Below are 7491 nucleotides of genomic sequence, written 5' to 3'. Positions count from 1 at the left end.
TATTAAGTTCCCATTTTAAGGGTTCAGTGCCAGAAGTCGCTTCTTGCTCTTTTAATTTATGGTTTTACATAGATGCATATTTTACCAGGGGCGTTAAAGCTACGCTCCATGAATTCTTTTTTTATTTTTATAATTTGGAAGCGATTAGGTACTAATGCAGGCACAATTACTTTTCTTAAAAAGTGACTCCATAAAGGATCAATATAATAGTAATGTGTGTCGTCATATCCAATAAGTAATGTAACGTGAATGTTAGACACAAGCTGACGTGTATGGTTATCAAATTTAAACGTTTTACGTGAAGGCTTTTGACCTAAGCTTGTATGATACATAAGAACCGGTTGTCCTTGATCAATCACAGTTTCTAGTTCCTCTAAATTAGTACCAGTGCCATCTACGATACGTGCATCAAATGTTTGTAAATATGGAACATAAGCAGAAGGGAAAATCGTTTGGTGATGACCAAATTTAACAAGTAAATGATGACCAACATAGCCTTTATAAGGATTATTTGGATGAGTAGGCCAATGTTTCATAATATCAGTAGCTTTAATATTATGATGATTATATTGTAATAACATAGCTGCAGAAACACCTTCACAACCCATAATCATAGGGATTGGAAAAAGTTGACTTTTAGGCGTAACAGATAATAATTTTTTATTCATTAACGTTCTCCTTTATGACAGTAAAGCATTGTTTTAAAGTAAATTTATTATATACCTTGATTAGAGTAGCGTATAATCATTTGAATTCTTTATTTGAATATTATTTACTAAGAAATAGTATTACTAAAATATGGATATCGTTTTAGGTATATATTCATTTTTAGTTTGTGATCAAAGGATATTAATATCAATAATTTTATAATTTTTATACTTCGTGTATAAGGTATTAATATCTAACTGTAATCATCCGATTATATATTAAAAAGACATCCCTTTTTCATATTCTTGGAAAACGTAGCATAATATATTGGCTTCAATTTTATATTTACTAGACATAAAAAATGCCCTTCAAAGTTTTAATTTTTTAATGTCTACTTTGAAGGGAGCATATCAACAATTGTTTTAATATATTGGTGGTCGATGATTATATTAAAAATGGATGTTAGATTACATTTATTAATATAAGAATATATTAGATACGTTGATATTTTTTAAAATATAAAAATTGAAGTAAAACGATGAGAATTGCTGTGATAAGAATTACTGTGATATAAGGGACTACATTGTATTGTCCTTTAAGACCGACTAAAGGAGACACTAAGCCACCAAGGATAAATTGAAACAAACCTAATAAACTAGACGCATTTCCACTTCCACCAGTACGTTCTTCCATAGCCATTGAAAATCCTAAGGGTCCGATTGAAGTGACAGGACAAACATTTAAAAAGAAAGCGACTAATAAAAGCCACAATGGACCTTGTAATATCAAAGTAAATACAATGAGAAGTACACCAATAAGTTGAATAAAAGTCAAATAAATTAAGATTTTAAAACGATGTATACGTTCAACAAGCAAAGCAACGATTTGACTCACAACAATTAAACCAATGCCATTGATTGCAATCATTACGCTAAATTGTTGGGGTGTCATATGGTATATTTTCTGAGTGATAAACGGCGAAGCAGATGAAAAACTAAATAACATAACATAAGTTAATCCTTGCAAAAACATTGGAATAATAAATCTTGGTCGTTTAAGTAAACGTCCAAAGTCAGAAAATATATGTTTAAAATTGGAAGTAACATGTTCAGAATGATGTGTGGTCGGCATATTGAAAGTAACGCCACCTAACATGATCATGCTAATAGCTGTTAAAATAACAAAGATCATTCTCCATGAGCCAAGAGACAGCGATAAACCCCCAAGTAATGGCATTAAAATAGTCACTATACCATTTACAACCATAAGAGAAGCAAGAAATTTAGCTAGCGTATTTCCTTGGTAATAATCTCCTGCGAAAGCTTTAGCGATAACAATAATACCTCCGGCAGTTAATCCTTGTATCAAACGTATCAATAAAAATATTGGAAATGTTGTAATAAATATTGCACCACATGAAGCTAAAACGAATACACTAAGAATAATGAGTGCAATTTTTTTTCGACCGAATACATCTGATAAAGGTCCGAATATAAATTGTCCAAGCGCTAGACCAATCATTGCGAAGGATAGGGTAAGTTGTATGCTTGACGTTGATGTATGAAATTGTTGCTGAACTGCTGGTAAAGCGGGTAAATACATATCTATAATCATTGGACCAAATGCTGTCATTGTTCCTAGAACGATAAGCAATAGCATCGGCAATTTAGTATGTGTTGAGTTATGCATAATTGTACTCCTTGAAAAGATTTGCAATGTACATTATATAGGTTTTTGAGGAAATATGTAATTTCAAATATAAAAAGCTCTAAAAAGATTGATTTAATCATTCTTTTTAGAGCTGAAATTTATCACAATATATCAGACTATTAATTATTATTACCAAGAATACTGTTTAGTTTTTTCTTGATATCATCTACTTTATTATTGACATCATCTAATAACGCATTCACTTTGTTTTCATTTGCGTTGTTTTGTTGTGCATTATTTGCTTCTTTTAATTTATTAACTTGGTCTTGATAAAATTGAGTTAATTTAGAATCTTCTTTAGTAATTTCATTATTTTTTAATTTATCAATTTGAGATTGAATTTGTCTAAGACGTGATTCAGTGTCTATTTTATCTTTAATATCATTTTTTGCATCTTCAACTTGTTTCTTGATATTATCGCTTTGATTTTGAACTTCTTGTTGATAATTTTTAGATACATCATTTGTTGCATTATAAGTTTGTTGTTTATTTTCCGATTCATTTTTATGATCAATATAAGATTTAGTCGCAAAAATTCCAATAATTAAAAGAAGAATTGCAATAATAGCGATTAACCAGCGTTTTGATTTTTTATTTTTTTCATTCTCTTCTTCAAGTAATTGTTCACGTCTAAAGTCACGATCGTTATAGTAACGATTAGCATTTTCATCATAATCGCCTTGATTTTGATGATACTCATGACGCGGTTCATTTCTTCTGTAATTTTCTTCATTTTGATGTCTCTGTTGACGTTGTTGATGCTCGCGACTTTTTTGATTACGTTGTTGGTATTGATCATCGTATTGATATGAGTCTTTGTATTTTTCAGTACGTTTCATAGATTTCACCTCTTTTTAATCATTTAACTTAATTAATCGAGCAATATTTTCAGCAGTTTGTGTTAAGAATCGTTCTCCATTTTCTAATAAATAGGGTAGTTCTGATGGCGTTTCTATAATGCTAAACACACTATCAATTCCATGTTGATATACGGCTTGATAATTTTTCCCCAAACTACCGCATATCGCAATCACAGGTAAGTCGAATTGTTTGGATGCTTTTGCCACCCCAATAGGCGTTTTACCATAAATCGTTTGTATATCTATTTTTCCTTCTCCTGTAATAACTAAATCGGCATCTTTAATTCTTTGAAGAAACTGCGTTTCTTTTAAGATAATATCGATGCCATTAGATAATGATGCATTGAAGAAAGTGAGAATACCAGCTCCTAATCCACCGGCAGCTCCAGCACCAGGTATATCTTTAACACTGATATGATATGCTTTCTCTATCATATGATGATAATTTGCGAGTGCGGAATCCAACTTTGGTATCATCTTTTCCGTTGCTCCCTTTTGTGGTCCATAAATATATGTTGCACCATTAGGACCTAATAATGGATTTGTAACATCACAAGCCACTTCAAAGGTAACATCGTTTAATCTATAATCTAAATGTGACGCATCTATATGGGTTAAATGGGCAAGAGCGTCACCACCAAGTTCAATTTCTTCATTATCAGAGTTTAGAAATTTTACGCCAAGAGCGGTCAGCATACCACTACCACCATCATTTGTTGCACTCCCTCCTATACCTAATATAATTTTAGTCACATGATGGTTTAGAGCATCTTTAATTAATTCGCCAACGCCAAATGTCGTAGTAATTAAAGGATTACGTTCATCCGTATGAATTAAATCTAATCCAGAAGCTGCTGCCATTTCAATAATAGCCACACGATTATCTCTAGAACGAGCATAAGATGCAGTCACTTCTCTAAATAGTGGGTCATGTACTTTAATGCTATGAATTGTCGCATCTAATGCTTCTATTAAAGCTTCGGTTGTACCTTCGCCACCATCTGCCATAGGGATAACCTCTGTTTTAAGCGCATCACCGAATATATTTTTAAAACCTCGATCTATAGCTAATCCAGCTTGTTTAGCAGACATACTCTCTTTAAATGAATCTGGTGCAATCACAATTTTATTTATGTTCAATGAAATCACTTCCGATTAAAATTATAAGTAAAAAACTCAATTAAAATGATTTAATGTTTAAAATATAAAAAAAGTATATAATGGTATTTAATTAAATAGAATTGATTAAACACTATAATTTAACATTATTGTAGTGGAGGAGTAGTGTAAATGTCTAACTTTAAACAACACGAATTTTACATCTGGGTCATAGGGTTATTATTATTTTACGGTTACTTAGGTTTAATCATTCCTTTACATGGAAACGATTGGTTTTTTGGAAGTCATCAAGGCTTAAGGACCTTTTATCATCATTTTGATAATTTGAATGGACGTTATATTAGTAATTTAATTGAGCTTGTAGCAGTGCGTTCGGTAATATTACGTATGATCATGTATTCAATAATATCCGTAAGCATTATTTTATTAATACTCAAATTGATACGCCAAACATTTTCAATCCGTCATCTCATGCTTACCACTATTTTATTACTTATTATACCTAATTCAGTTTTTTCAGAGAGTTATGGAAGCTTTAGCTACTTTTTTAGTTATGCTTTTGGAATGATATGTGTTCTCTATCATTTTTGTTTTATAAGTAAAATTTTATTTACAAAAGATGAACTAAAAATGTACAATATCATTTTGTTTTGGATAAGTTGTTTCAGTGGGCAATTATTTGCTGAATCATTAACTTTTTTTGTTAATTTAGCTTTATTCACGACATTAATGGCTTATTTTATGTTAAAACGTAAAATTAATTTTAATTTATTAATAGGGTTTCTATTATCATTATGTGGTACATTAATAATGTTGATTAACCAGACGTACATTAATTATCTGAGTGAGATTCAAGCAATGAGAGCACACATTGATGGCTTAGGTTATGTTCATAAATTAAGAGTTACAATATTAAATGACCTTCCACATTATATGTTTTTTAATCATATTGTCATAGTGTCTATGATTGCGATTGTTATAATTGGGTTACTTATAAAAAATACTCGCTTTCAAAGGTTTTCTAAAATCAGACAAATGTTATTAATGATTGGCATACTTGCATTGCCTATATACAAGATTTTTATTTTTGAACCCTTTAATTTTAATCAAATAACATTGATTACAAGTTATGGTCTAATTAATTTCTTAATATGTTTTAGCTTTTTCGTCAGTATAAGTATGGCTAGTTTTATTATAGTTACAGATAGCTACTATCGTACCATTTTAATAGCCGCTTTTATTTCTATTGTTTTAAGTGCGATACCTATCTTTTTCATCTCAGAGGTAACTTCTCAACACTTCTTTATTGTCTATATAATGTGGTGTGTGATATTGATTACTTTAGTTACTGAATTACATACTTTAAAACAAAGCTATGATAATATGCTTAAAATTTGTGCAGGATGTTCATTATTCGTATTTATGGCTATTTTTACGATTGTGCATTTTAAATATGAAGCTAGATTAAATAATATTCAAACTCAAATTCATCAACATAGAAATGAAATTATTGTAAAACATTTGCCATTTGAGACATATTTCTATGAAATGACTCCAACTGAAGAAATCGCAAAGGAAAATTTCAAAGAGTACTATCAAATTTCAAATAATAAAAAACTTAAAATATTGCCGTTTGATATTAATGTAATAGAAGACAGAGGAGATTAACTATGAAGTTAAAACAAACGCACTATGAAATAATCAAATTCGTCATAGTGGGCGGGATTAATACACTTGATTATTATTTAGTGTATCTTATTTTATTAAAATTATTACACGTTCACTATATGGTGAGTCATATTATTGGATTTATAGTAAGTTTTATTATTTCTTATTATTTAAATTGTTATTTCGTTTATAGAGTTAAACCAACCCTTAAGAAATTTTTAAGTTTTCCATTAACACAAGTAGTAAATATGGGAATGCAATCTTTGTTTTTATATATATTTGTAAGATGGTTTCATTTCCCTTCTGAAATTGCACCGTTTGTAGGACTTATCATTACGATTCCAATTACTTTTATATTATCTAAGTGGATTTTAAAAGACTAAAATTTAGGAAAGAGCTAGAATTGTGTACTTCTAGCTCTTTTTTTATAAATAGTAAATTAGGCTTGGCTAAAATAATAATTAGCTTATTTTTATAAAAATGATAGAAATAAAAAAATATTGTAATTCAAATTTTGATAGTACATACTATTAATACTAAGTGTTTAAGGTGGTTAATTAAATATGACCCAAAACGAAAATCTTAAATTGGCGCAAAGAGGCGCTTATTTAAGTTTAGTTGTTTATATCATTTTATCTGTTGCAAAATATATCACTGGATATGTGTACGATTCAGCAGCTGTAAGAGCAGATGCATTGAACAATATGACTGATATTGTTGTATCTATCGCTGTTATTGTGGGGTTAAAGATTTCAATTAAGCCAGCTGATAAAAATCATCCTTATGGTCATTTAAAATCTGAAAATATTTCAACGCTTCTCGTATCATTCATTATTATGTTTGTAGGTATACAAGTAGTGATTGAAAATGCACCTCGAATTTTGACAAATGAACAACATATTCCAAATTTTATTACGATTATTATTAGTATAATAAGTGGTGTCATTATGATTGGTGTTTATGGTATTAATCATAGGCTTGCAAAACAAACTAAAAGTAGCTCATTAGACTCGGCCTCAAAAGATAATTTATCTGACGGTTTAGTCAGTATTGGTACTGCTATTGGATTATTATTTACACAATTTGGTCTACCCATCATTGATGTGATACTTGCCACTGTATTAGGGTGTTTAATTATTTATACTGGGTTTGGAATATTTAAAGATTCAATTTTTACATTGAGTGATGGATTTAAGGAACAAGATTTAGAAGAATATCGAAATCTTATTCAAGAAGTTACAGATGTAAGAGAAGTAAAGAATGTAAAAGGACGTTATCATGGCAGTAGCATTTTTTTAGATGTAACGATTGTAGTTGATGCAAATTTATCATTACAAGAAGCGCATGATATTTGCGATAGAGTAGAAACACATTTAGAAAATAACGGTATATCTTCTGTATATGTTCATCCAGAACCTAATACATTAGATGAGAAATAAAAAAAGAGCGAGAGTATAGGCACTGAACCCTTAAAATGGGAACTTAA

Annotated in this window: 7 protein-coding genes; 3 read left to right on the top strand and 4 right to left on the bottom strand. The window is 29.9% G+C overall.

Annotation, left to right across the window (positions count from 1 at the left end):
• Positions 1-56: 56 nt before the first annotated feature.
• From HMPREF3046_RS05275 to HMPREF3046_RS05260, 4 genes are all read right to left on the bottom strand, one after another.
• A complete protein-coding gene (locus HMPREF3046_RS05275) occupies positions 57-668 on the bottom strand; it encodes a C39 family peptidase (protein WP_070717207.1) in 612 nt (203 codons plus the stop codon).
• Between the two features lie 472 nt (positions 669-1140).
• Positions 1141-2337 carry a putative multidrug effflux MFS transporter TcaB gene (locus HMPREF3046_RS05270; RefSeq protein WP_070717204.1) on the bottom strand — a complete coding sequence of 399 codons (1197 nt, stop codon included), beginning with the start codon at positions 2335-2337 and terminating at the stop codon, positions 1141-1143.
• A 140-nt stretch (positions 2338-2477) separates the two neighbouring features.
• On the bottom strand, positions 2478-3197 hold the full coding sequence (locus HMPREF3046_RS05265) for a hypothetical protein (RefSeq protein WP_070717200.1): 720 nt from the start codon (positions 3195-3197) through the stop codon (positions 2478-2480).
• 15 nt (positions 3198-3212) lie between these two features.
• The gene (locus tag HMPREF3046_RS05260) at positions 3213-4358 is read right to left on the bottom strand and encodes a glycerate kinase (RefSeq protein ID WP_070717197.1); all 1146 of its coding nucleotides are present in this window, start codon (positions 4356-4358) and stop codon (positions 3213-3215) included.
• 150 nt (positions 4359-4508) lie between these two features.
• Here HMPREF3046_RS05260 and HMPREF3046_RS05255 point away from each other — a divergent pair, with 150 nt between their 5' ends.
• The 3 genes from HMPREF3046_RS05255 to HMPREF3046_RS05245 all read left to right on the top strand — a co-directional run bounded on the left by HMPREF3046_RS05255 (position 4509) and on the right by HMPREF3046_RS05245 (position 7444).
• Positions 4509-6005 (top strand): hypothetical protein, encoded by a 1497-nt coding sequence (locus HMPREF3046_RS05255; RefSeq protein WP_070717194.1) that lies wholly within the window; start codon positions 4509-4511, stop codon positions 6003-6005.
• A 2-nt stretch (positions 6006-6007) separates the two neighbouring features.
• The gene (locus HMPREF3046_RS05250; RefSeq protein ID WP_070717189.1) at positions 6008-6388 is read left to right on the top strand and encodes a GtrA family protein; all 381 of its coding nucleotides are present in this window, start codon (positions 6008-6010) and stop codon (positions 6386-6388) included.
• Positions 6389-6568: 180 nt separating this feature from the next.
• Positions 6569-7444, top strand: coding sequence for a cation diffusion facilitator family transporter (locus HMPREF3046_RS05245; RefSeq protein WP_070717186.1), 876 nt, complete (start codon positions 6569-6571; stop codon positions 7442-7444).
• The last annotated feature ends 47 nt before the right edge of the window (positions 7445-7491 follow it).

The organism is Staphylococcus sp. HMSC070D05, assembly GCF_001815595.1.
In the GTDB taxonomy this organism is placed as follows: Bacteria; Bacillota; Bacilli; order Staphylococcales; family Staphylococcaceae; genus Staphylococcus; species Staphylococcus hominis.
Note: the sequence above shows the minus strand (reverse complement) of the source record. Positions and strands in the feature narration are given on the sequence as shown.